The sequence below is a fragment of the Micromonospora sp. NPDC093244 genome (assembly GCF_040683695.1).
GTDB lineage: Bacteria > Actinomycetota > Actinomycetes > Mycobacteriales > Micromonosporaceae > Micromonospora.
Genome location: NZ_JBFBEO010000005.1, coordinates 184,028 through 206,066, shown reverse-complemented (window position 1 = coordinate 206,066; position 22,039 = coordinate 184,028). Strand labels below are relative to the sequence as shown.

At 70.1% G+C, this 22,039-nt stretch carries 23 protein-coding genes; 13 read left to right on the top strand and 10 right to left on the bottom strand.

All coding sequences use genetic code 11. The features are described from left to right. The first annotated feature begins 2 nt into the window (after positions 1–2). The 5 genes from AB0N27_RS24105 to AB0N27_RS24085 all read left to right on the top strand — a co-directional run bounded on the left by AB0N27_RS24105 (position 3) and on the right by AB0N27_RS24085 (position 4,572). The gene (locus AB0N27_RS24105; RefSeq protein ID WP_364373889.1) at positions 3–932 is read left to right on the top strand and encodes a F0F1 ATP synthase subunit gamma; all 930 of its coding nucleotides are present in this window, start codon (positions 3–5) and stop codon (positions 930–932) included. Continuing rightward, positions 932–2,368, top strand: coding sequence for a F0F1 ATP synthase subunit beta (gene atpD / locus AB0N27_RS24100; RefSeq protein ID WP_139582683.1), 1,437 nt, complete (start codon positions 932–934; stop codon positions 2,366–2,368). Before AB0N27_RS24105 ends, atpD begins: the two co-directional genes overlap by 1 nt. A 223-nt stretch (positions 2,369–2,591) precedes the next feature. Beyond that, positions 2,592–3,734 carry an LCP family protein gene (locus tag AB0N27_RS24095; RefSeq protein WP_364373884.1) on the top strand — a complete coding sequence of 381 codons (1,143 nt, stop codon included), beginning with the start codon at positions 2,592–2,594 and terminating at the stop codon, positions 3,732–3,734. Positions 3,735–3,822: 88 nt separating this feature from the next. Continuing rightward, on the top strand, positions 3,823–4,104 hold the full coding sequence (locus tag AB0N27_RS24090) for a F0F1 ATP synthase subunit epsilon (protein WP_112584025.1): 282 nt from the start codon (positions 3,823–3,825) through the stop codon (positions 4,102–4,104). A 12-nt stretch (positions 4,105–4,116) separates the two neighbouring features. Continuing rightward, positions 4,117–4,572, top strand: a complete 456-nt coding sequence (locus tag AB0N27_RS24085; RefSeq protein WP_364373881.1) for a DUF2550 domain-containing protein — start codon at positions 4,117–4,119, stop codon at positions 4,570–4,572. A gap of 139 nt (positions 4,573–4,711) precedes the next feature. Here AB0N27_RS24085 and AB0N27_RS24080 read toward each other — a convergent pair whose 3' ends face one another. Next, positions 4,712–5,107, bottom strand: a complete 396-nt coding sequence (locus tag AB0N27_RS24080) for a VOC family protein (RefSeq protein WP_364374290.1) — start codon at positions 5,105–5,107, stop codon at positions 4,712–4,714. Beyond that, positions 5,104–5,676, bottom strand: a complete 573-nt coding sequence (locus AB0N27_RS24075; protein ID WP_364373879.1) for a cob(I)yrinic acid a,c-diamide adenosyltransferase — start codon at positions 5,674–5,676, stop codon at positions 5,104–5,106. The genes AB0N27_RS24080 and AB0N27_RS24075 overlap by 4 nt, the downstream gene beginning before the upstream one ends. Here AB0N27_RS24075 and murA point away from each other — a divergent pair. Further along, positions 5,675–7,117, top strand: a complete 1,443-nt coding sequence (gene murA, locus AB0N27_RS24070) for a UDP-N-acetylglucosamine 1-carboxyvinyltransferase (RefSeq protein WP_364373876.1) — start codon at positions 5,675–5,677, stop codon at positions 7,115–7,117. The genes AB0N27_RS24075 and murA overlap by 2 nt on opposite strands. 20 nt (positions 7,118–7,137) lie before the next feature. Here murA and AB0N27_RS24065 read toward each other — a convergent pair whose 3' ends face one another. Beyond that, on the bottom strand, positions 7,138–7,686 hold the full coding sequence (locus tag AB0N27_RS24065) for an RNA polymerase sigma factor (RefSeq protein ID WP_364373874.1): 549 nt from the start codon (positions 7,684–7,686) through the stop codon (positions 7,138–7,140). Between the two features lie 44 nt (positions 7,687–7,730). On the opposite strand from AB0N27_RS24065, the gene AB0N27_RS24060 reads away from it, so the two are divergent. Further along, a complete protein-coding gene (locus AB0N27_RS24060; protein ID WP_364373871.1) occupies positions 7,731–9,164 on the top strand; it encodes a serine/threonine-protein kinase in 1,434 nt (477 codons plus the stop codon). On the opposite strand, the gene AB0N27_RS24055 is transcribed toward AB0N27_RS24060, so the two are convergent. Then, positions 9,155–9,787, bottom strand: a complete 633-nt coding sequence (locus AB0N27_RS24055) for a hypothetical protein (protein WP_364373868.1) — start codon at positions 9,785–9,787, stop codon at positions 9,155–9,157. The two genes, AB0N27_RS24060 and AB0N27_RS24055, sit on opposite strands and share 10 nt — an antisense overlap. Before the next feature lie 222 nt (positions 9,788–10,009). Between AB0N27_RS24055 and AB0N27_RS24050 the strand changes: the two genes are divergently transcribed. Next, a complete protein-coding gene (locus AB0N27_RS24050; protein ID WP_364373865.1) occupies positions 10,010–10,858 on the top strand; it encodes a 3-hydroxyacyl-CoA dehydrogenase family protein in 849 nt (282 codons plus the stop codon). Between the two features lie 39 nt (positions 10,859–10,897). Here AB0N27_RS24050 and AB0N27_RS24045 read toward each other — a convergent pair whose 3' ends face one another. Both AB0N27_RS24045 and AB0N27_RS24040 read right to left on the bottom strand, forming a co-directional pair. Continuing rightward, on the bottom strand, positions 10,898–11,743 hold the full coding sequence (locus AB0N27_RS24045) for an ABC transporter permease (RefSeq protein ID WP_364373862.1): 846 nt from the start codon (positions 11,741–11,743) through the stop codon (positions 10,898–10,900). After that, entirely contained in the window at positions 11,740–12,591 is an 852-nt protein-coding gene (locus AB0N27_RS24040; protein ID WP_364373859.1) for an ABC transporter ATP-binding protein, read from the bottom strand. The genes AB0N27_RS24045 and AB0N27_RS24040 overlap by 4 nt, the downstream gene beginning before the upstream one ends. 151 nt (positions 12,592–12,742) lie before the next feature. Between AB0N27_RS24040 and AB0N27_RS24035 the strand changes: the two genes are divergently transcribed. Next, positions 12,743–14,743: a protein meaA gene (locus tag AB0N27_RS24035; protein ID WP_364373856.1), complete on the top strand. Its 2,001-nt coding sequence runs from the start codon at positions 12,743–12,745 to the stop codon at positions 14,741–14,743. Positions 14,744–14,750: 7 nt separating this feature from the next. Here the strand turns inward: AB0N27_RS24035 and AB0N27_RS24030 are convergent, their stop codons facing one another. Next, the gene (locus AB0N27_RS24030) at positions 14,751–15,047 is read right to left on the bottom strand and encodes a DUF1540 domain-containing protein (protein WP_364373853.1); all 297 of its coding nucleotides are present in this window, start codon (positions 15,045–15,047) and stop codon (positions 14,751–14,753) included. 810 nt (positions 15,048–15,857) lie between these two features. Here AB0N27_RS24030 and AB0N27_RS24025 point away from each other — a divergent pair. Then, on the top strand, positions 15,858–16,421 hold the full coding sequence (locus AB0N27_RS24025; RefSeq protein ID WP_364373850.1) for a hypothetical protein: 564 nt from the start codon (positions 15,858–15,860) through the stop codon (positions 16,419–16,421). Between the two features lie 63 nt (positions 16,422–16,484). Here the strand turns inward: AB0N27_RS24025 and AB0N27_RS24020 are convergent, their stop codons facing one another. Next, positions 16,485–17,102, bottom strand: coding sequence for a DUF4126 domain-containing protein (locus AB0N27_RS24020; RefSeq protein WP_354822747.1), 618 nt, complete (start codon positions 17,100–17,102; stop codon positions 16,485–16,487). A gap of 71 nt (positions 17,103–17,173) precedes the next feature. Between AB0N27_RS24020 and nucS the strand changes: the two genes are divergently transcribed. After that, on the top strand, positions 17,174–17,833 hold the full coding sequence (gene nucS / locus AB0N27_RS24015) for an endonuclease NucS (protein ID WP_139582662.1): 660 nt from the start codon (positions 17,174–17,176) through the stop codon (positions 17,831–17,833). A 4-nt stretch (positions 17,834–17,837) separates the two neighbouring features. Here nucS and AB0N27_RS24010 read toward each other — a convergent pair whose 3' ends face one another. Then, on the bottom strand, positions 17,838–18,497 hold the full coding sequence (locus tag AB0N27_RS24010; RefSeq protein ID WP_364373845.1) for a class I SAM-dependent methyltransferase: 660 nt from the start codon (positions 18,495–18,497) through the stop codon (positions 17,838–17,840). Positions 18,498–18,576: 79 nt separating this feature from the next. Further along, the gene (locus tag AB0N27_RS24005; RefSeq protein ID WP_364373842.1) at positions 18,577–20,073 is read right to left on the bottom strand and encodes an aldehyde dehydrogenase family protein; all 1,497 of its coding nucleotides are present in this window, start codon (positions 20,071–20,073) and stop codon (positions 18,577–18,579) included. Positions 20,074–20,328: 255 nt separating this feature from the next. Between AB0N27_RS24005 and AB0N27_RS24000 the strand changes: the two genes are divergently transcribed. Next, positions 20,329–20,745, top strand: coding sequence for an FHA domain-containing protein (locus tag AB0N27_RS24000; protein WP_364373839.1), 417 nt, complete (start codon positions 20,329–20,331; stop codon positions 20,743–20,745). Between the two features lie 118 nt (positions 20,746–20,863). Further along, positions 20,864–21,928 (top strand): alpha/beta hydrolase, encoded by a 1,065-nt coding sequence (locus tag AB0N27_RS23995; protein WP_364373836.1) that lies wholly within the window; start codon positions 20,864–20,866, stop codon positions 21,926–21,928. The last annotated feature ends 111 nt before the right edge of the window (positions 21,929–22,039 follow it).

Here is a 22,039-nt window from a genome sequence, read left to right as displayed (position 1 = left end):
CCATGGCGGCCCAGGTACGCGTTCTTCGTCAACGGATCCGCTCGGCGAAGTCGATGAAGAAGATCACCAAGGCGATGGAGCTCGTGGCGACGAGCCGGATCGCCAAGGCCCAGGCCCGGGTGGAGGCGTCCCTGCCGTACGCCCAGGCCATCACCGGTGTGCTCACGGCGCTGGCGTCCAACGCGCGGATCGACCACCCGCTGCTCACCCCGCGCGAGCGGGTGCGGCGGGCGGGCGTCCTGTTGGTCACCAGCGACCGTGGCCTGGCCGGCGGTTACAGCTCCAACGCGATCAGGATGGCGGAGTCGCTGATCGCGCGGCTCAAGGCGGACGGCAAGGAGCCGGTGCTCTACGTCATCGGGCGTAAGGGTGTCGGGTACTACCGGTTCCGTGACCGGCCGATGGAGGCGAACTGGACCGGGTTCAGCGAGCAGCCGTCGTTCGAGGACGCCCGTACCGTCGGTGAGACGCTGATCAAGGCGTTCACGGCCGGCGCGGACGACGTGGACGGTGGCGCCGGTGCGGATGGCGTGCTGGGTGTCGACGAGTTGCACATCGTCTACACCGAGTTCCACTCGCTGATGACGCAGACCCCGGTCACGAAGATCATCGGTCCGATGCAGGTGGAGGACCGGCCGCGCTCCGAGGGGCTGCTGCCGGCGTACGAGTTCGAGCCGGAGGCGGAGGCGCTGCTCGACGCGCTCCTGCCGAGGTACATCAACACGCGGATCTACGCGGCGTTGATCGAGTCGGCGGCGAGTGAGTCGGCGTCGCGTCGGCGGGCGATGAAGAGCGCCACCGACAACGCCGAAGAAATGATCGACAAGTACACGCGTGAGATGAACTCGGCCCGGCAGGCCGGGATCACCCAGGAGATCAGCGAGATCGTCGGCGGCGCCAACGCGCTGGCCGCGTCGGGAAGTGAAGTGTGATGACTGCCCCAGTAGAGACCAAGACGGCCACGGGTCGCGTGGTCCGGGTCATCGGCCCGGTCGTCGACGCCGAGTTCCCGCGCGACGCCATGCCTGCCCTGTTCAACGCCCTCAACGTGAAGGTGAACCTGTCCGGCGGTGAGAAGACGCTGACCCTGGAGGTCGCCCAGCACCTGGGTGACAACCTGGTCCGCGCCATCTCGATGCAGCCGACGGACGGTCTGGTCCGTGGCGCGGAGGTGCAGGACCGCGGCGAGCCGATCACCGTTCCGGTGGGCGACGCGGTCAAGGGCCACGTGTTCAACGCGATCGGCGAGTGCCTCAACCTCACCGAGGGCGAGACCATCCAGGCGGACGACAGGTGGGGGATCCACCGCAAGGCCCCGGCCTTCGCCGACCTGGAGCCGAAGACCGAGATGCTGGAGACCGGCATCAAGGTCATCGACCTGCTCGCCCCGTACGTCAAGGGCGGCAAGATCGGCCTGTTCGGCGGCGCGGGCGTGGGCAAGACGGTGCTCATCCAGGAGATGATCACCCGTGTTGCCCGTAACTTCGGTGGTACGTCGGTGTTCGCCGGCGTGGGTGAGCGGACCCGTGAGGGTAACGACCTCATCGCCGAGATGACCGAGTCCGGCGTCATCGACAAGACCGCGCTCGTCTACGGCCAGATGGACGAGCCGCCGGGCACGCGTCTGCGGGTGGCGCTCTCCGCGCTGACCATGGCGGAGTACTTCCGGGACGTGAAGAAGCAGGAGGTGCTGCTCTTCATCGACAACATCTTCCGCTTCACCCAGGCCGGTTCGGAGGTCTCCACCCTGCTCGGCCGTATGCCGAGCGCGGTTGGTTACCAGCCGACCCTCGCCGACGAGATGGGCGAGCTCCAGGAGCGGATCACCTCCGTCCGGGGCCAGGCCATCACCTCGATGCAGGCGATCTACGTGCCGGCGGACGACTACACGGACCCCGCCCCGGCCACCACGTTCGCCCACCTCGACGCGACCACCAACCTGGAGCGGTCGATCTCCGACAAGGGCATCTACCCGGCCGTGGACCCGCTGGCGTCCTCGTCCCGGATCCTCGCCCCGGAGTTCGTCGGCCAGGAGCACTTCCAGGTCGCCACCGAGGTGAAGCGGATCCTGCAGCGCTACCGCGACCTGCAGGACATCATCGCCATCCTCGGTATCGAGGAGCTCTCCGAGGAAGACAAGATCACCGTGCAGCGCGCGCGGCGGATCGAGCGTTTCCTCTCGCAGAACACGTACGCCGCTGAGCAGTTCACCGGTGTGCCGGGCTCGACGGTCCCGATCAAGGAGACCATCGAGGCGTTCCGCAAGATCAGCGAGGGCGAGTACGACCACTTCCCCGAGCAGGCGTTCTTCATGTGCGGCGGTCTCGAGGACCTGGAGCGTAAGGCTGAGGAGCTGATGAAGGGCTGACCAGCCCCATCGGATTCGTCACCAAAAGACTGCCCCGGCCATGCCGGGGCAGTCTTTTGTTCATCTTCGCGCCCTACCATCGTCGCGGTCCGTTCCTCGTGGTCGTCGCTCCCGCGCCGGCCGCGCTACGGTCGTTCCGCGCGCTCATGTGACACGAGCGTTCATCTTTGCAACCTTTCGGCGACGTGCGCCCGTCTTTCCCACGTGGGCGTAACGAACGGAGATGCTCGTGGCTAAGGCCGGCAAGAGTGGCCGCAGGAAGTCCGTGTGGCGGGGCGTCCCACGCTGGGCCAGGGTCTGCACGGTGTTCGGCGCCGTGTTGACCCTGCTCAGCGGGGCGGCGTTGGTCGGCACCGAGGTGCTGATGGCCCGCTACGAGGGCGCGGTCGGCAAGGCCGACCTCTTCGGCGACCAGGCGGCGGGCGCCAAGGAGAAGAAGAGCGACATCAAGGGCCCCCTGAACATCCTGCTCGTCGGCATCGACCCGCGTACGCCCACGGCGGCGCCGCTGGCCGACTCGATCATGATCCTGCACGTGCCGGCCTCGATGGACCGGGCGTATCTCTTCTCGCTGCCGCGCGACCTCTACGTCGACATCCCCGCGTTCAAGAAGGCCAACTTCCACGGCGAGAAGACGAAGATCAACGCTGCCATGTCGTTCGGCAGCCGGGTGCCCGGCGCCAACCCCGACGCGGCACGCGGCTTCGAACTGCTGGCCACGACCGTGCAGAACGTGACGGGCATCAAGCGGTTCGACGCCGGTGCGATCATCAACTTCACCGGCTTCCAGAAGATCGTCGACGCGATGGGTGGCGTCGACATGTACATCGAGCGCGAGGTGCGGTCCGAGCACAAGCAGCCGGACGGCAAGCCTCGGCCGGGCAACACGCGTGGCGAGGGCTATGTCGGGCCGCAGGCGGTCTACACGAAGGGCACCCACCACCTCAAGGGATGGCAGGCGTTGGACTACGTCCGGCAGCGCTACCCGAAGAACGGTGTCCCGGATGCCGACTACGGTCGGCAGCGCCACCAGCAGCAGTTCGTCAAGGCCATGGTGGGTCAGGCGTTCAGCGCCGACGTGGTGGCCAACCCGATCAAGCTGGACAAGGTGCTCCGCGCGGCCGGACAGTCGTTGATCTTCAATGGCCGGGGCAACAGCGTCGTCGACTTCGGGCTCGCGCTGAAGGACATCCGCCCCAACACCATTCAAATGATCAAGCTGCCCGGCGGGGGAGTGTACGACGGTAAGAAGTACCTGGGTGAACAGTTCCAGGAGGGCGTCCCGGACTTCTTCACGGCCCTGCACAACGAGCAACTGGACCCGTTCCTCCTGGAGCATCCGGAATTCCAGAACAAGACCAAGTAGGCGGGGCGCTGTTTTCCCACCCGCGTGGGGAGCGCGCCGGAGTCACGGCTAGACTTTCGGCAATCCGCCGCCGCAGCAAGGAGACAGCGTGGCACAGCAGCTTCACGTCGAGCTCGTCGCCGTCGAGGAGAAGGTCTGGTCCGGTGACGCCGAAATGGTCGTCGCCCGGACGACCGAGGGTGAGCTTGGTGTCCTGCCGGGGCACGCTCCGCTGCTCGGCCAGCTCGCCGAGCCCGGCCAGGTCCGCATCAAGCTGGCCGGCGGTGAGCAGGTCGCGTACGACGTCGCCGGCGGCTTCCTCTCGGTGAGCGCCGACGGCGTCACCGTGCTGGCCGAGAGCGCTACCCCGGTTTCCGCGCAGAGCCGCTGAGCCATACCGGGGATGGAGATCGTCGAAGGGATCGGGATCGGCGTCGCCGTCATCCTCGTCGCCGTCCTCGTCCTCTTCGTCAGGCGGGCCGTGGTCACCCGCAGCGGTGGCATCATCCGGCTCAGCGTCCGGGTCACCACAGTCCTCGACGGTCGTGGCTGGTCGCCCGGCTTTGGCAGGTTCTGCGGTGACGAGCTGCGCTGGTACCGGATGTTCAGCTTCGCCCTGCGCCCCAAGCGGGTGCTGTCCCGCAAGGATCTCGCTGTCGAGCGCCGACGGCTGCCCGAAGGGCAGGAGCGGCTCTCCATGCCTGCCGACTGGGTGATCCTGCGGTGTACCAGTCACCACGCACCTGTCGAGATCGCCATGGCGCGGTCGACAGTGACCGGATTTCTCTCCTGGCTCGAGGCCGCCCCTCCGGGGGCGGTCTCGCCGCGTATGGCCTCCCAGGACTGGCCGGCTGCCTGAGGCTCGTCGCTCTTCGGGTTTCCGGGGGAGCCCACCCGGCTCCGGGCGGTCAGGCTTGATCCCTGCGCCGGGCGCGCTCCCCCGGAAACCCTGTGGTCGCTGCACGTCGATCTGGCGCGCTTTTTTGGATCTACTGCCGTTACCTGGTGGCGACCAGTTCCGCCTCGTAGCCCTGGTTGTCGGTGAGGTAGGCGGCGTAGGTGTCCGGGCCGCCGGCGTGCGGGTGGCGGTCGGGAAAGAGCAGCGACCAGCCGTGCGCCGGCGCGTCCGCGACCAGGCGGTCCACGGCGGCCGGCGGGCCGGCGTGGAATGCCAGGTGGTTCAGCCCCGGGGCGAGCCGGTCGTGCACCGGCCCGGAGAGCGCCGGTGACTGCTCCAGCACCAGGTAGGTCCCGCCCAGGCGCCAGGAGCGGCCGGCCGGCCACTCCTGGTAGGGCGTCCAACCCAACTCGCCGAGGAGCCAGCCCCAACTACGCGTGGCAGCGGCGAGATCGGGAACCCACACCTCCACGTGGTGCAGGGCGCCCACGCTCAGGGCTTACCACCCGGGACCCATAGCACATCTCCCGCCGGATTTGCCGTTCTTGACAGGATAAAGAGCAGATCGGAGAGCCGGTTGAGATACTTTGCCGGGAGCGGGCTGGTCCGGTCCGGATCGTGGCTGACCAGCGCCCACGCCGCTCGTTCCGCACGCCGGGCAGTGGTACGCGCCACGTGCAGCAGTGCCGCACCCGCGGTGCCGCCGGGGAGGATGAAGGAGTCGAGCTTGCTCAGGCGTGCGTTGTACTCGTCGCACCAGCCCTCCAGGCGCTCGACGTACTCCTCGGTCACCCGCAGCGGCGGGTACTTCGGGTCCGGCTCGACAGGGGTGGACAGGTCGGCGCCGACGTCGAACAGGTCGTTCTGCACCGACCCCAGCACCCCCCGCAGCTCCTCGTCGAGCTGCCCCAGGGCGATCGCGACGCCGATCGCCGCGTTGCACTCGTCGACGTCGGCGTACGCGGTGATCCGTGGATCGGTCTTCGGCACCTGCTCGTTGTTGCTCAGCCTGGTCATGCCGGCGTCGCCGGCCTTGGTGTAGATGCGCGTGAGGTGGACGGCCATGACGCACAGCCTACGGATACCGGACCTGACGATCCCGGCGCGTCCGGACGCCACGACGGCCTGGCCGGCGGTGGTGGGTCCCGGCGACGCCGGCGATCCGGCGGTCAGCGACGTCGACGTCATCCGGGTACGCGGTGACGCCCGGCTGACCGGCACCGTGCACGTCGTCGGTGCCAAGAACTCGGCGTTGAAGCTGATGGCCGCCGCACTGCTCGCTCCGGGCCGCAGCGTCATCACCAACGTCCCCCGGATCACCGACATCGCGATCATGGGTGAGGTGTTGCGCCGGCTGGGTTGCGACGTCGAGTTCGACGCCGACGATCCGGTCGACCCGATGGTCGCCCGAGGGGGTGTCGCCCGGTCCCGTTCGGTGACCATCGACGTGCCCGAGCAGCCGGGGGCGGACGCGGACTACGACCTGGTCCGCCGGCTGCGCGCGTCGATCTGCGTGCTCGGTCCCCTGCTGGCCCGACGGGGGTACGTGCGGGTGGCCCACCCCGGCGGTGACGCCATCGGCTCCCGTGGGCTGGACATGCACATCTCCGGGCTGACCCGGATGGGTGCGGAGATCTCCGGCGAGCACGGGTTCGTCATCGCGTCGGCGCCGCACGGGCTGCGTGGCGCCGACATCGTGCTGGACTTCCCCAGCGTGGGCGCGACCGAGAACCTGGTGATGGCCGCGGTGCTCGCCCAGGGCACCACGATGATCGACAACGCGGCCCGGGAGCCGGAGATCGTCGACATCTGCACGATGCTCAACCAGATGGGTGCGCGGATCTCCGGCGCCGGCACGTCCACGCTGCGGATCACCGGCGTCCCCGGGCTGCGCCCGGTGCGCCACGCCACGGTGGGGGACCGGATCGTCGCCGGCACGTGGGCGTTCGGCGCGGCCATGACCAGGGGAGACGTGACTGTCACCGGGTTGGACCCGGCCTTCCTGGAGGTCGCGCTCGACAAGGTGGTCGCGGCCGGCGGCCTGGTCGAGACGCGTGGGGACGGCTTCCGGGTACGGATGGACGACCGGCCCCGAGCGGTGGATGTCGTGACCCTGCCGTACCCCGGCTTTGCCACCGACCTGCTGCCGATGGCGATCGGGCTCGCCGCCGTCAGCGACGGCGCCTCGCTGATCACCGAGAACATCTTCGACGGCCGGTTCATGTTCGCCAACGAGATGATGCGCCTCGGCGCGGACATCAAGACCGACGGGCACCACGCGGTGGTCAGGGGTCGGGACCGGTTGTCCGGCGCGCCGGTGCGGGCCACCGACATCCGCGCCGGCGCCGGGCTGATCATCGCCGGGCTCTGCGCGGACGGGGTCACCGAGGTATCCCACGTGCACCACGTCGACCGGGGCTACCCGGACTTCGTGGCCGACCTCCGGGCGCTGGGCGTGGCGGTCGAGCGGGGTACCGCGCCGGAGGAACCGTCGCTGGAGATCTGACGCCGCAGCCTGCCTTCCGGTCAGGCGGCGTGCAGCGACGCGCGTACGTGCTTTCGCGCGTCGTGGATGCGGGACTTCAGGGTGCCGACCGGAATCGCGAGATGCTCGGCGATCTCGTCGTAGGGCAACTGGCACACGTCACGGAGAACCAGGGGGGCGACCAGTTCGGGTCGGTGCGCCTCCAGTCGTTCCAGCGCGTCCAGCAGGTCGAGTCGGGAACCCGCGATCACGCTCGTGGTGCGCGGGTCGGGGGCGTCGAGCGGAAGCAGCGGCGTGGACTGCTCGTCGGCCCGGCGCTTGAGGCTCCGGTACGTCTGCCGGGCGCAGTTGGCAGTGATGACGTACAGCCAGGTGGAGAACTTCGACCGTCCCGCGAAACCGCCAATGTTGCGGGCGACCTGTAGAAGGGCGTCCTGGCACGCCTCTTCGGCGTCCTGCCGGCACGGGAGGAGGCGGAGACACTGCCGTAGGACCTGCGGACCGATCTTCATCAGCAGCGCGTCAAGAGCGGCGGCGTCGCCCGTCGCGGCGCGATCGGCCAACTCCTCGATCGCAAGATCGTCTGACATGCTCAGGCCCCGTTCCTCAGCGTCTTGTCGGACATAATACGGGCGTGTCAGTGCCCGACAAGATCGGTCGATACCGCGTTGTGCGGCGTATCGGCTCCGGAGCGTTCGCCACGGTGTGGCTCGGCGCCGACGACGCGCTGGATGCCTCCGTCGCGATCAAGGTGCTGGCAGACAACTGGTCGTACCATGCCGATCTGCGGGAGCGGTTCGAGCAGGAAGCACGGATCATGCGGCGGACCGATTCCAGCCTGCTCGTCCGTGTGCTCGACGTCGGTGAGCTGCCGGACGGACGGCCGTATCTCGTGATGCCGTACGCGGCCGGTGGCACCCTCGCGGATCGGCTCGGCTCGGGGCCGATGCCGGTACGAGAGGCGTTGCTCGTCGCGGCCGACATCGCCAGCGCCGTCACGGTGCTGCACGAGGCCGGTGTGCTGCACCGCGATCTCAAGCCGTCCAATGTGCTGTTTCAACCGGCCGCGGGCCGGGACCGGGTGCTGGTCGCCGACCTCGGCCTGGCCAAGGCGCTCGCCAACGCGTCGGGCTTCACCATCGCCGCCGGCACACCCGGTTACATGCCACCCGAGCAGGCCACACCCGGTGGAGGTCTGGACATCCGGGCCGACGTGTACGCGATCGGCGCGACCACGTACCACATGCTGACCGGGAGCCCTCCCGAGCAGGCCGGCCGGGCGGGCAGGGGTGGCCGGGCGTTGCCCAGGCCGTCCCAGGTGCGGCCCGGCATTCCGTCCACAGTGGACGACCTGGTGCGACGTGCGCTGCACCACGATCCCCGGCAACGCTGGGCGTCCGCCGCGGTGATGCTCGAGGAGCTGCACCGGGTCATCGCGTCGATGGAACGGGACAAGGGTCGCGGCCGATTCGTGCGGCGGTCGGCACGGATCGTCGGCGTCGGGGTCGCACTGGTCGCGCTCCTGGCCACGGCGGGGTCCAGCTCGACAGTGCCGGCACGACCAGGCTGGGTACGCGTGGACGACGACTCTGGTGCTCTCTCCGTCGCGGTGCCGGCGAGCTGGGCCGGCGAGGTGAAGGACGCCGGCTGGAATCCTCTGGCGCTGCGACTTCCCGCCGGCCGCGCCCCGGGCCTCGTGGTCGCCCCGGACCTCACCGCCTGGCCGGATCCGGCGAGCGCGATACCCGGTGTCTTCGTCGGAGCGAGCAAGGCCCTGCTCGCCGGCGGCCCGGCACCCGCGTTGCCCAGCCACGTCGCCTGCGTCCAACAGCCCGACCGGACCGTGGACGTCGGCGGCAACCAGGCGCGGGTACGTCGGTGGACATCGTGTGGCGACTCGGTCTCGTTCAGTGAGGTGGTGCTCTCCGTGCCGCGGCGCGGCTATGGCGTCTATCTGCAGATCAAGCAGGTCGGCGACGCCGACCTGACCGACGACATCCTTGCCGGCCTGCGGTTGTCCAGCTCACTGGCACCGCAGGCCGGCCGGGTCGGTTCCGTCTACTCGTAGCAGTCCTGGTTCGAGTACTGAAGCGTCAGCTCGGTGACAGTGCCGTTTCGCGTCGCGATGCGGTAGACGGCCCTGTCGTTGCCGGGGGTCTTGGCGAAGCCGCGACCGTCGGTGGCGTCCCCGTCGACCGCCTTCCACGTCGGGTAGATCCGCAACATGTCCGCGCTTGACATGCCGATTCGCGCTCCTTCAGGCGTCTTGATGCTGCCGTACGCGTTGATGACGGCGAGCCCCAGAGTCCCGGAGAAAATCACCAGCCCCCGATCGGTCGGGGCGGACCTCAGATGTGTCGACGCGCAGCCGTTCCCGTTGGTGGGGAACGGGCGCAGCATTCCCGTCGCGGTGGCCTGCTGACGGGACATCCCGAGCCTCAGCGTGCCAAGGCCGTTCGGGCCCAGCATGAGCGGGGCGGTGGTGGTGGGCCTGCTGGACGGCCGCGCGGACGGCGAGGGCGGGGTGGCAGACGTCGGCGGGGGCGCCGTCGGCGTCCCGGTGGTGGGCGCGGTGGGCGCGGCGGTCGTCTGCTCCGGCGAACCGGCCGGTGCCGCGTCACCGCTGCGGTGCGTGGGTGACGCGCACGCCCCCAGGAGCAGGAGGCAGGTGATTGTTCCGACCACAGGCATTGCACGCATTGTTGACTCCTGGCTCGTTCCATCGGGTTGTCGTAGGGTTCGATGCACTGGCGCGGACGTTTGTTCGCCGCGCGGAGTCGTGAATCCGTCACACCAGCGCGGCATCATGTCACGACCCGTGCCCGACGTCCTGTCGTCAGGAGCCCTTAGCGGTCGTTCAGGCTCGCCGACTAGGGTGCAGGAAGGCACTCAATCGCAGCGAGGGAGAAGTAGATGGCGGGTCGACTCGCGGTCGTCGGGGCTGGGCTGATGGGTTCCGGCATCGCCCAGGTGGCGGCGCAGGCGGGCTGGCAGGTGACGCTGCGCGACCTGGACGACGCGGCCACCACCCGAGGGCTCGGCGGCATCCGGAAGTCCCTGGAGAAGTTCGCCGAGAAGGGCAGGATCGAGGCGTCCGAGGTCGAGGCGACGCTGGCCCGGATCACCCCGACCACCGACCTGGAGGCGGCGGCGGACGCGGACATCGTGGTCGAGGCGGTCTTCGAGCGGCTGGAGATCAAGCACGAGGTGTTCCGCGCGCTGGACAAGATCTGCAAGTCGGACGCGGTGCTCGCCACCAACACCTCGGCCATCCCGGTCACCCAGATCGCCGCGGTCACCGAGCGGCCCGAGGCCGTCGTCGGCACCCACTTCTTCTCCCCGGTGCCGATGATGCAGCTCTGCGAGCTGGTGCGCGGTTACAAGACGAGCGACGCCACGCTGGCCACCGTGCGGGCCTTCGCCGAGGAGATCGGCAAGACGGTCGTGGTGGTCAACCGGGACATCGCCGGCTTCGTCACCACCCGGCTGATCTCCGCCCTGGTGGTGGAGGCGGTCAAGCTCGTCGAGTCCGGCGTGGTGTCCGCCGAGGACCTGGACACGGCCTGCCGGCTGGGCTTCGGGCACGCCATGGGCCCGCTGGCCACCACCGACCTGACCGGGGTGGACGTGCTGCTGCACGCCTCGAAGAACATCTACACCGACACGGCCGACGAGAAGTTCTTCCCGCCGGAGCTGCTCCAGCGCATGGTCACGGCCGGTGACCTGGGCCGCAAGACCGGCAAGGGCTTCTACACGTACTGAGCGACGACGGCCGGGGCGGATCCCGCCCCGGCCGGCCGGTCAGCCGTCGCGCTTGGTGGTCCAGCGGAACGTCGTCAGGCAGAGCACCAGACCGATCACGCACCACAGGCCGAGCACGAGCGCGGTCCGGCCCAGCTCGAACGAGCCCCCCGGCTCCTGGGCGCCGAAGCTCTCCGGCAGGAAGACCGCGCGCAGTCCCTGGCACATCCACTTGAGCGGGAACAGCGCGGCCACCTGCTGCATCCAGGTGGGCAGGTCGGTGAAGATGAAGAACACCCCGGAGATGAACTGGAGCACCAGGGCGACCGGGGTGACCACCGCCGAGCCGCTGCGGGCGCTGCGGGCCAGCGACGAGATCGCGATGCCGCACAGGGTGCAGGCGGTCACCCCGAGCCCGGCGACCCAGCCGAAGGTCAACCACTTCCCGGCGGTGCCCGGCAGGTCGAGGTCGAACAGCGCCACCGCGACGGCCAGCAGGAGCGCGGTCTCGGCGATGCCGATCGCCACCACCATGATCACCTTTCCGGCGAACCAGACCCACTTCGGCATCGGCGTGCCCCGGTAGCGCTTGAGCACCCCCCGGTCCCGCTCGACCGGGATCCAGATGCCCAGGTTCTGGAAGCTCACGGTCATCAGGCCGGTCGCGATCATGCCGGTGATGAAGTACTGGGTGTACTTGACCCCGCCGCCGATCTCCCCGCTGAAGATCGACGCGAAGATCAGGATCATGATGATGGGGAAACCCATCGTGAAGACCACTGACTCCCGGCTGCGCAGGAACTGGGTGATCTCCAGCCGGCCCTGGCGCAGGGCGAGCGTGCCGGCGCCGGGCCGACGGCCACGGCTCGCGGTGACCGGCGTCGCCGGCCTTGTCGTGGTCGTCATCGCGCGTGTCCGATCATCGTGAGGTAGACGTCCTCCAGGGTCGGCCGACTCACCGTGAGGCCGGGGACCTCGCCGCCGTGGCGCGCGGCCAGGTCGGCCACGAAGGCCGTCGGCGTCTCGCTCTGCGCGCTCTCCAACGTCCCTTCCGGGGTACGCCAGGAGACAGTCGCGAGGGCCTCCTGCCGGTTGCCGAGCCGGTTCGGTGCGGCCACCTCGACCAGCCGCCCGCCGGCGATCACGCCGACCCGGTCCGCGAGGGCCTCCGCCTCGTCCAGGTAGTGCGTGGTCAGCACGATCGTGGTGCCGGCGGCGGCGAGGTCGCGGATCAGCTCCCAGAACTCTCGGCGGGCCTCCGGGTCGAAACCCGTGGTCGGCTCGTCGAGGAAGAGCAGTTCAGGGCGGCCGATGATGCCCAACGCCACGTCCAGGCGGCGCTTCTGGCCGCCGGAGAGGGTGTGGGTGCGGGCCTTCGCCTTGCCGGCCAGCCCGACCCGTTCGACCACCTTGTCCGGGTCGTCGGCGTCGGCATAGAAGCCGGAGAAGTGCCGGACCACCTCGGCGACTGTCAGCTCGTCGAACTCGCCAGTGCCCTGGAGCACGATGCCGACCCGGGACCGCCAGTCCGGATCGGCCTGGGCCGGGTCCGTGCCGAGCACCGTCACCTCGCCCGAGTCGCGGTGCCGGTAGCCCTCCAGGATCTCCACCGTGGTGGTCTTGCCGGCGCCGTTCGGGCCGAGCAACGCGAACACCTCACCGCGGTGGACGTCGAGATCCACGCCCGCCACGGCCACGTTGTCGCCGTACGCCTTGCGCAGCCCTCGGACGGAGATGGCCAGCTCGTCATCCATGACGTCCAGTGTGCGTCCTTGCTGCAAGGGCCCGCTGCCCGGGGTGTGGCGGTCAGCGCCACCGCGAGCCCTTCGGACCCGGACGTCCCCGACATGGACCTGTGTGGTTTTCCACAGCTCCTTTTACTGAACGGTAACTTAGACTCCGGCCATGGATGAGACGCCGAGCCGGTTGCCCGAGCGGGACCGCCCGTGGGTGATGCGCACGTACGCCGGCCACTCGTCAGCGGCCGCCACCAACGCGCTCTTCCGCCGCAACCTGGCGAAGGGGCAGACCGGCCTGTCGGTGGCCTTCGACCTGCCCACCCAGACCGGGTACGACCCGGACCACGAGTTGGCCGCCGGTGAGGTCGGCAGGGTCGGCGTGCCGGTGGCCCACCTCGGGGACATGCGGGCGCTCTTCGAGGGCATCCCGCTCGCCGAGATGAACACGTCGATGACCATCAACGCTCCGGCGATGTGGCTGCTCGCCCTCTACGGCACGGTGGCCACGGAGCAGGGCGCCGAGCTGGCCCGCTGCGCCGGCACCACGCAGAACGACATCATCAAGGAGTACCTGTCCCGGGGGACGTACATCTTCCCGCCGGCCGCGTCCCTGCGACTGACCGCCGACGTGGTCGCGTACACGCTGCGCGAGATGCCCCGGTGGAACCCGGTCAACATCTGCTCGTACCACCTCCAGGAGGCCGGTGCGACGCCCGTGCAGGAGGTCGGGTTCGCGCTCGCCACCGCCGTCGCCGTCCTCGACGCGGTCCGCGACTCCGGCCAGGTGCCCGCCGAGCGGATGGGTGACGTGGTGCAGCGGATCTCGTTCTTCGTCAACGCCGGTGTGCGTTTCGTCGAGGAGATCGCCAAGATGCGCGCGTTCGGCGCGCTCTGGGACGAGATCACCCGGGACCGGTACGGCGTCACCGAGGCCCGGCAGCGCCGCTTCCGCTACGGCGTGCAGGTCAATTCGCTCGGCCTGACCGAGGCGCAGCCGGAGAACAACATCCAGCGCATCGTGCTGGAGATGCTCGGCGTCACGATGTCCCGCGACGCCCGCGCCCGCGCGGTGCAACTGCCCGCCTGGAACGAGGCGCTCGGCCTGCCCCGCCCCTGGGACCAGCAGTGGTCGCTGCGGATGCAGCAGGTCCTGGCGTACGAGTCGGACCTGCTCGAATATCCCGACCTCTTCGCCGGCTCGCACGTGATGACAGCGCTCGTCGACGAGATCGTCACCGGGGCCCGCGTGGAACTGGACAAGGTGCTGGAGCTGGGCGGCGTGGTGGCTGCCGTGGAGACCGGCTATCTCAAGAGCGCGCTCGTCGCCTCGCTGGCCGAGCGCCGCCGCCGGATGGAGTCGGGAGCCGACGTGGTGGTCGGGGTCAACCGCTTCGCCGAGACCGAGCCGTCCCCGTTGACCGCGGCCGGCGCGGAGGCGGTCGAGCAGGTCGACCCGGCGGTCGAGGCCTCCGCCACGGACGCCGTACACCGGTGGCGGGCCGAACGGGAAACGGCCGCCGTCGACGCGGCCCTGACCCGGCTCCGCGCGGACGCCGCGACCACCACCAACCTGATGCCGGCCACCCTGGAGTGCGTGCGGGCCGGGGTGACCACCGGCGAGTGGGCCGGCGCGCTGCGCCAGGTCTTCGGCGAGTACCGGGCACCCACCGGCCTGGCCGGCGCCACCGGGACCGGCGGAGATCCGGGTCTCGCTGCGGTCCGTGAACGGGTCGCCGCCACCGCCCGGGAACTCGGCAGCGGACGACTGCGGCTGCTTGTCGGCAAGCCCGGCCTGGACGGGCACTCGAACGGCGCCGAGCAGATCGCGGTACGCGCCCGCGACGCCGGCTTCGAGGTCGTCTACCAGGGCATCCGGCTGACCGCCGGGCAGATCGTGGCCGCCGCCGTCGAGGAGGACGTCGACCTGGTCGGGCTCTCCGTGCTGTCCGGCTCGCACCTCGCCGCCGTGCCGGCGGTGCTCGACGGCCTGCGCGCCGCCGGACGGGCCGACCTGCCGGTGGTGGTCGGCGGCATCATCCCCGCAGGAGACGCCGACACGCTGCGGGCCGCCGGAGTGGCCCGCGTCTTCACGCCTAAGGACTTCGCGCTCACCGGCATCATCGACGACCTGGTGACGGTCATCCGGCGGGCCAACGACCTGCCCTGAGGTGGGGTCAGCGACCGGAGTACGTCATGCAGTCGGCCAGGTCGTTGTCCGGGCCGACCTTGATGGACGACGCGTGGCACTCCAACTGCTCGTTGTGCCGGCAGTCGGAGCGCTGGCAGGCGCCCACCTGGGCGATCAGGCTGTCCACGCCACCCCGCACCGGTGACTCGACGAAGGTGTGGCAGTGCGCGTGATCCATGCTGCCGATCGTGATCGCAAAGGCGTGGCAGTCACCCGACTGGTTGTACGCACACGCCGCGACCACGCACTCCTGGACCCGGGGCATCTCCATCGCTGTGGTCATGCCAACCTCCTCTAGGCTCTTGTCTGATTCTAGGCATTTGTCGGCCTTGCGTAGCGCGATATGTCCGCCCCGCCAATCGGCGCACCGAAGGCCGGTCCGGTGCCGTGCTCGCGGGGTGACCCGATGCCCTCGTCCGCGCTCTGGAGGGGCATTTCTCCCTCGCCGGGCGCGATCGCACAGTCATGATCGACGCCATGTCGCTGATGTGGCGGTGTCTCGGCGTCCCGAATGGCACCGTATCGGCGATATGGAGTGGATCAGCGCCCTGAGCGCCCTGAGCGCCCCCGCCCGGCGTGTCCGGGTGGGGTGTCTGTCCGGTCTGGGGTCGTGTGGGTTGTGACCGCTCGCACCGGTGCGGCGGAATCATGGCCGGCCGGGGGTCGTTACATACCCTGACGATCGCAGGACCACGGCTCATCGCCCGGCCCCACTGCCCGGCCTGCCCGCTCGTTGCAGACCCCCCAGGCACCGCAAGATGTGGGTGCCACCGCATGGGCCGCCGCCAGGAATGACCCCGGTCCGCCGGTCGTTGCAGACCCCCGGCACCGCCTCGATGCGGTGCCGCCGGCCCCGGAATGACCCCGGTCCGCCGGTCGTTACACAGACCCCCAGGCACCGCCAAGACGCGGGTGCCGCCGGATGGGCCACCCCGGAATGACCCCGGCCCCGGCTGGTTACACCCAGACCCCGGCGCCGCGAGCCCCCGCTCGCAGGCCGCCGACCTTCCTCAAAGACTTTGTGCAGCGCCGGACGAGGTGCTACACCCGCCGTTGAGCGGTGGGTGTCCTTACCCCCGAAGGAGCTACCCCCATGAACACGATCATGCGTAAGAGTGTGCTGTCCGTTGCTGGTCTGGCCTTCGCCGGTGGCGTCTTCGCCGGCCCGGTCGCCGCCCACGCCGCGACCCCGGTCGACGCCAAGCCCGCCGCCGCCGCGGTGCAGGTGGCCGCGCCGAAGCCGCAGGGCGACCAGTCGCACATCACCCTGAACGACGAGCAGACCGCCAACGTCAAGGCCATCATCGCCGCGACAAAGAAGGCAGACCTGCCCGAACGCGCCGCGGTCATCTCCATCGCCACCAGCCTGCAGGAGTCCAAGCTGGAGAACCTCGGCCACCTCGGCGACCGCAACGACCACGACTCGCTGGGCCTGTTCCAGCAGCGCCCGAGCTCGGGTTGGGGCACGCCGGAGCAGATCACCGACCCCGACTACTCCACCACCGCCTTCCTCAAGGGTCTCAAGCAGGTCGACGGCTGGCAGGACATGGCCTTGACCGACGCCGCGCAGACCGTGCAGGTCTCGGCCTACCCGGACGCCTACGCCCAGTGGGAGCAGCAGGCCACCGACCTCGTGGCCCAGCACTGGAACAGCTGACCCACCCACACATTCGATGGCCGGCACCCCCACACGGGGTGCCGGCCATCGGCATGTTCGACGTCAGACGCGGAAGCCGGCGGCGCGGGCCGCCTCCCGTTCGCGGCGACGTTCGGAGCGGCGGCGTACGAACCAGAAGACGAAGAACACCAGGCCGAGCAGGAACGCCAGGACCAGCACCGGCAGGATGATCGCCACCAGTGAGACGACCACGCTCGTGGCGTCCTCGGCGGTGCTGGCCACCGGGGCGCCGAACCCGGCGGTGGTCGCGTTGACGACCGGGCGTGCGGCGGACTTGAGCAGGTGGACGCCGAAAGCGAGCGCGACGCCTGTGGCCACCGGCACCCACTGGTGACTGGAGAAGAAGCTTCCCGGGTCGCTGACCGTGACCGTCTCCGACGACGAGCCCGCGCCGAAGGCCAGACCGCCTGCGGTGGGGCGGACGACGGTCTGCACGACGTCGTTGATGTGGTCGACGACAGGCACCTTGTCGGCCACCATCTCCACGGCGAGCAGGACGGCGAGGATGACGATGACCCAGCCGTTGCCGAGCCACGTCCAGCCGCTGGGCAGGTCGATGAGGTCGCTGTAGCGGGCGAGCAGGCCGAGGGTGAGCAGGGGTATGTAGGCGTTCAACCCCGCCGAGGCGGCGAGGCCGGTACCGGTGAGAACTTCGAGCACGGTCTCAGCATCGCATCGACGCGCCAGTGCCGCTCGGTGGCGACCGGCGGGTGCTCGGCTACCCTCGTCGGGTGCGGTTGGTCATTGCGAAGTGCTCGGTGGACTACGTCGGACGGCTCTCGGCTCACCTGCCGCCGGCCACCCGGCTGTTGATGGTGAAGGCGGACGGGTCGGTGTCGATCCATGCCGACGACCGGGCGTACAAGCCGCTGAACTGGATGAGCCCGCCCTGTCGGCTGGAAGAGGCGCCGGGCGTGTGGCGGGTCGTCAACAAGGCCGGCGAGGAACTGCGGATCACCCTGGAGGAGATCTTCCAGGACACCTCGTACGAGCTGGGTGTGGATCCGGGCCTGCGCAAGGACGGGGTGGAGGCGCATCTGCAGGAGTTGCTGGCCGCCAACCCGGGTGTGCTGGGTGAGGGGTACACGCTGGTCCGCCGCGAGTACATGACGGCCATCGGTCCGGTCGACCTGCTCTGCCGGGACGCCAACTCCGGGGCGGTCGCCGTCGAGGTCAAGCGGCGCGGTGAGATCGACGGGGTGGAGCAGCTCACCCGCTACCTCGAACTGATGAACCGCGATCCGCTGCTCAGCCCGGTCAGCGGTGTCTTCGCCGCGCAGGAGATCAAGCCGCAGGCGCGGGTGCTCGCCACCGACCGGGGCATCAGGTGCGTGGTCGTGGACTACGATAAGCTGCGCGGCATCGAGAAGGACGAGCTGACCCTCTTCTGACCGGTCACGCACCGGTCCGTACCGCGATTAGCGATTTCGGCAGGCCGACCACGCGCTCGACGAGCATCCGCGAGTCGGGGAAGTAGTGCCGCATCTGCGAGCGGTCCAGCAACTCGGTCCACAGCACCTGGTGGATCGCGGCCTCGTGGCTGCGTGTGGGTTTGTGGCCCAGTGGCCAGCGGCGGGCGAGCGCGGTGCGCAGTCGTACCGGGAGGAACTGCATTCCGGGCGCGATCCAGTGCGGCTCGATGGGGAAGTAGCGGTAGGGCGTCTGCACCCAGTGCCTGTCGGCCAGCGCACGGGCGGTGGCGGCGAACCGTAGGCGGCGTTCGTGCCCGCCCACGTGCTCCAGCACCGAGTTGGAGAAGACCAGGTCGTAGCCGCCCCTGGCGAGGCGTGCCGGCAGTTCGCAGGCGTCGGCCTGCTCGACGTGGGCCCATTCCGGCACGGCGACTGGCGGTTGTTCCAGGTTGACGACTGTCACGCGGGCCGGTCGTACGGTGGCGCGGTGCCAGGTGCCGAGCCGGCCACCGAGGTCGACAACGTGCATGTCCCTAAGGTCGGGGAAGGTGCGCGCCAGCCAGTCCGCGCGGTGCCGCCGCCGCCGAGCGCTCCACGACTGGTCACTGTCGACAAGGCGGTAGCGCAATCGATTAGGGCCCATTTAACGCAATGTACCGCCGCGCCTACCGGGTACAAACATGTGGATACGCCGATCCCGGTGGAGATCGGTTATCCGACACTCACCTGCCGTACATCGTCTTGATGACGCGGACGAGCCGTGCCACGTCGGTCGGCGTGCGGTCGAAGGTCATCGACGGCAGCAGCGACCGTGCGCGCCGCCTGGTGATGGCCTTGGCCCTGCCGAACTCGCGCAGCCCGTCCTCTCCGTGGATGCGCCCGAAGCCCGAGTCGCCGACGCCGCCGAACGGCAGCGTGGACATCCCCGCGAAGGTCAGGCTGGAGTTGACCGAGGCCATCCCGGAGCGCAGCCGCCGGGCGATGGATACCGCGCGGCGCCGGCCGAAGACCGAACCCCCGAGGCCGTACGGCAGGGCGTTGGCACGGGTGACGGCCTCGTCGGCATCGCGGACGCGGCTGATGGTGAGCGTCGGGCCGAAGGTCTCCTCCCGGACGGCCGCCGACTCCTCCGGGACGTCCACGAGCACTGTCGGGTGGACGTACGGCGGCTGCACCGCGTCCGGGCCGCCCAGTACGGCGCGTCCGCCCGAGGCGATGGCGGCGTCGATGTGGCGGCGGATCACGTCGAGCTGCGTGGGCATCGTGATCGGGCCGATGTCGGCACCCTCCGGCCCTACGGTCAGCCGGCCGGCGCGGGTCACCACCTTGTCGACGAAGGCGTCGAAGACGGGGTCGACGACGTACACCCGCTCGATGCCGATGCAGGTCTGGCCGGCGTTCGTCATGCCGCCCCACACGCACGCCTCGGCGGCGGCGTCCAGATTCGCGTCGCTGTCGACGATCATGGCGTCCTTGCCGCCACCCTCGATCAGCACGGGGGTCAGCGTCTCGGCGCAGGCGGCCATCACCTTGCGGGCCGTCGCCGTGGAGCCGGTGAAGGCCACCTTGTCGACCCCGGAGCGGCACAGCGCGGCACCCACGTCGCCCATCCCGTGCACGGCGGTGAACACCTGATGCTCGGGCACCACCTCGGCGAAGCTGTCCACCAGCCACTGACCGCTCGCGGGCGTGTACTCGCTCGGCTTGAGCACGACGGCGTTGCCGGCGGCCAGGGCGTACGCGGCCGAGCCGATGGGGGTGAAGACCGGATAGTTCCACGGCCCGATCACGCCGACCACCCCGTACGGCTGGTATTCGAGCATGCCGGAGAACTCGGCGAGGATGAGCCGCGACCGCGCCCGACGCGAGCCGAGCACCCGGCCGGCGTTGCGGGCGGCCCAGTCGATGTGCTCGATCGCGGTGACGATCTCGACGATGGCGTCGGCGACCGGCTTGCCGCCCTCGGCGTGTACCAGTTCGGCGAGCTGCTCGATCCGCTTGGCGAGCAGGGCCCGCCAGCGCAGCAGACGCGCACGACGGCCGGCGAAGCCGAGCCCCGCCCACCACTCGCCGGCGGCGCGGGCACGCTCGACGGCCTGTCGTACGTCGGCGTCGGTGGCGACCGGGAGGCGACCGGCCTCGGCGCCGGTGGCGGGACTGGTCGAGATCAGCTGGCCCGCCTCGACGAGAGGGGCGCCGGGGACATGCACTGCCGTCATGGCGGAAGCTTAGACCCGAATACTACTCACTGGTAGGCCGCGATTCGGATCGACGGGACGGGAGTCCCACCTACCCGCCCGCTCGTTGATCAGTGCAGGTCAGGCCCCGGGTGTCGAAACTCGGCCGCCCGAATCGTCGAACGGCGGGTAGCCGGGAGGTGACGAGGAGCTGACCGGCCGGTCGGTATTGACGATTACCGTGTGATGGCAGGCTGACGCGCGGAGTGACGGTGTGGGGTGGAGGGCTGACTGTCCATGGAGGAACATCCGGAACTGATGCCGCTGTTGACGGTCGCCGGTGGGCCGATGCGCGGGGCGAGCTTTCGGCTGCGGGCCGAACCTCAGGTGATCGGGCGGGCGCCGACCGGTCACGTGGTCATCAACGATCCGCACCTGAGCCGCCAGCACGCGGAGGTGTGGCTGGCCCCGGAGGGCCCGTCGCTGCGCGACCTCGGCTCGACGAACGGCACCTGGCTCAACGACCGCCGGATCACCGGGACCGAACTGCTCTCCGACGGCGACGTGATCCGGATCGGCCGCACCGAGCTGCGCCTGTTCGACCCGGGGGTCGCGCACACCGACCCGGTGGGGCTCCGGTTCGGTCCGCCCCGGCGCGACGTCCGGCCGACGTTGCCGCTGCCGCTGGCCGCGCCGCCCACCGGCCGGCGCTAGGCGGTCGCACACCGCGACGAGCGGGCGCCGCACCTGGCTGACGGCCACACCGGGCGGGAGTGCCGAGTGGGGCCGACGCACCTGGACCGGCGCGTACCGCCGTGGCAGCATGCCGCGGATGGAAACCGAGCAGCGGACCGTCACGGCCAACGGCATCACCCAGGCGGTACGCGTCGCCGGCCCGCCGGACGGCACGCCAGTGCTGCTGATCCACGGCAACTGCTCGTCCTCGCTGTTCTGGGAGCCACTGATCCGGCGGCTGCCGCCGACGCTGAGGATCGTCGCACCGGACCTGCGCGGCTACGGCGACACCGGGACCGCACCGGTGAACGCCACCCGTGGCCTGCGGGACTTCGCCGACGACGTGGCCGCCCTGCTGGACGACCCCGCGCTCTTCGGCGCCAGCGCCGCGCGTCCGGTGGTGGTCGGGCACTCCCTCGGCGGTGGCGTGGCGATGCGGCTGCTCGTCGACCACCCGCAGCGGGTACGCGCGCTGCTGCTCGCCGCGCCGGTCTCCCCGTACGGCTTCGGCGGCACCCGGGACCTGACCGGCACGCCTACCACCCCCGACTTCGCCGGGACGGGCGCCGGCACGGCGAACCGGGACTTCGTCGCCCGACTCGCCGCCAGTGACCGGAGCGCCGAGGCGCAGGCCAGCCCCCGTGCCGTGCTGCGGGCCACCTACGTGGCGGACCCGGCGGCGCTCGGCGCGGACGAGGAGTTGCTGCTGGACAGCCTGCTCTCCACCGCGACCGGCGACGACAACTACCCGGGCACGTCGGTGCCGTCGGAGAACTGGCCGGGCGTCGCACCGGGGGAGCGGGGCGTGCTCAACGCGCTCGCGCCCACCTGGTTCCGGCTCGCCGACGAGCTGGTCGCCGTGGCCGGCAAGCCGCCTGTCACCTGGGTACGCGGTGACGCCGACGTGATCGTGTCGGACACCTCGCTGTTCGACCTGGCGTACCTGGGGTCGCTGGGCGTGGTGCCCGGCTGGCCCGGTGAGCAGGACTGCCCGCCGCAGCCGATGGTCGGGCAGACCCGGGCGGTGCTGGAGCGGTACGCGGCGGCCGGCGGCGCGTACCACGAGGTGGTGTTGCCCGGTTGCGGGCACAGTCCGCACCTGGAACGCCCGGCGGAGTTCGTCGCGGAGCTGCTGGCCCTGACCGACGTGCCCGCCGTGTAGTGGAGCTGGGGCGCGGTGGGTGAAATATGCCACGGCGTCTCGACAACCGTGCGTCACGTGGCAGACTCGCGCGCATAACCTTAGCGGCCGTTCAGTGGCCGTACGGAGTGT

Coding starts and splice junctions, on each gene's coding strand:
- AB0N27_RS24105 (WP_364373889.1), top strand. CDS start 3: ATGGCGGCCCAGGTACGCGTTCTTCGTCAACGGATCCGCTCGGCGAAG.
- atpD (WP_139582683.1), top strand. CDS start 932: ATGACTGCCCCAGTAGAGACCAAGACGGCCACGGGTCGCGTGGTCCGG.
- AB0N27_RS24095 (WP_364373884.1), top strand. CDS start 2,592: ATGCTCGTGGCTAAGGCCGGCAAGAGTGGCCGCAGGAAGTCCGTGTGG.
- AB0N27_RS24085 (WP_364373881.1), top strand. CDS start 4,117: ATGGAGATCGTCGAAGGGATCGGGATCGGCGTCGCCGTCATCCTCGTC.
- murA (WP_364373876.1), top strand. CDS start 5,675: ATGACGCACAGCCTACGGATACCGGACCTGACGATCCCGGCGCGTCCG.
- AB0N27_RS24075 (WP_364373879.1), bottom strand. CDS start 5,676: ATGGCCGTCCACCTCACGCGCATCTACACCAAGGCCGGCGACGCCGGC.
- AB0N27_RS24065 (WP_364373874.1), bottom strand. CDS start 7,686: ATGTCAGACGATCTTGCGATCGAGGAGTTGGCCGATCGCGCCGCGACG.
- AB0N27_RS24055 (WP_364373868.1), bottom strand. CDS start 9,787: ATGCCTGTGGTCGGAACAATCACCTGCCTCCTGCTCCTGGGGGCGTGC.
- AB0N27_RS24050 (WP_364373865.1), top strand. CDS start 10,010: ATGGCGGGTCGACTCGCGGTCGTCGGGGCTGGGCTGATGGGTTCCGGC.
- AB0N27_RS24045 (WP_364373862.1), bottom strand. CDS start 11,743: ATGACGACCACGACAAGGCCGGCGACGCCGGTCACCGCGAGCCGTGGC.
- AB0N27_RS24040 (WP_364373859.1), bottom strand. CDS start 12,591: ATGGATGACGAGCTGGCCATCTCCGTCCGAGGGCTGCGCAAGGCGTAC.
- AB0N27_RS24035 (WP_364373856.1), top strand. CDS start 12,743: ATGGATGAGACGCCGAGCCGGTTGCCCGAGCGGGACCGCCCGTGGGTG.
- AB0N27_RS24030 (WP_364373853.1), bottom strand. CDS start 15,047: ATGACCACAGCGATGGAGATGCCCCGGGTCCAGGAGTGCGTGGTCGCG.
- AB0N27_RS24025 (WP_364373850.1), top strand. CDS start 15,858: ATGAACACGATCATGCGTAAGAGTGTGCTGTCCGTTGCTGGTCTGGCC.
- AB0N27_RS24010 (WP_364373845.1), bottom strand. CDS start 18,497: ATGGGCCCTAATCGATTGCGCTACCGCCTTGTCGACAGTGACCAGTCG.
- AB0N27_RS24005 (WP_364373842.1), bottom strand. CDS start 20,073: ATGACGGCAGTGCATGTCCCCGGCGCCCCTCTCGTCGAGGCGGGCCAG.
- AB0N27_RS24000 (WP_364373839.1), top strand. CDS start 20,329: ATGGAGGAACATCCGGAACTGATGCCGCTGTTGACGGTCGCCGGTGGG.
- AB0N27_RS23995 (WP_364373836.1), top strand. CDS start 20,864: ATGGAAACCGAGCAGCGGACCGTCACGGCCAACGGCATCACCCAGGCG.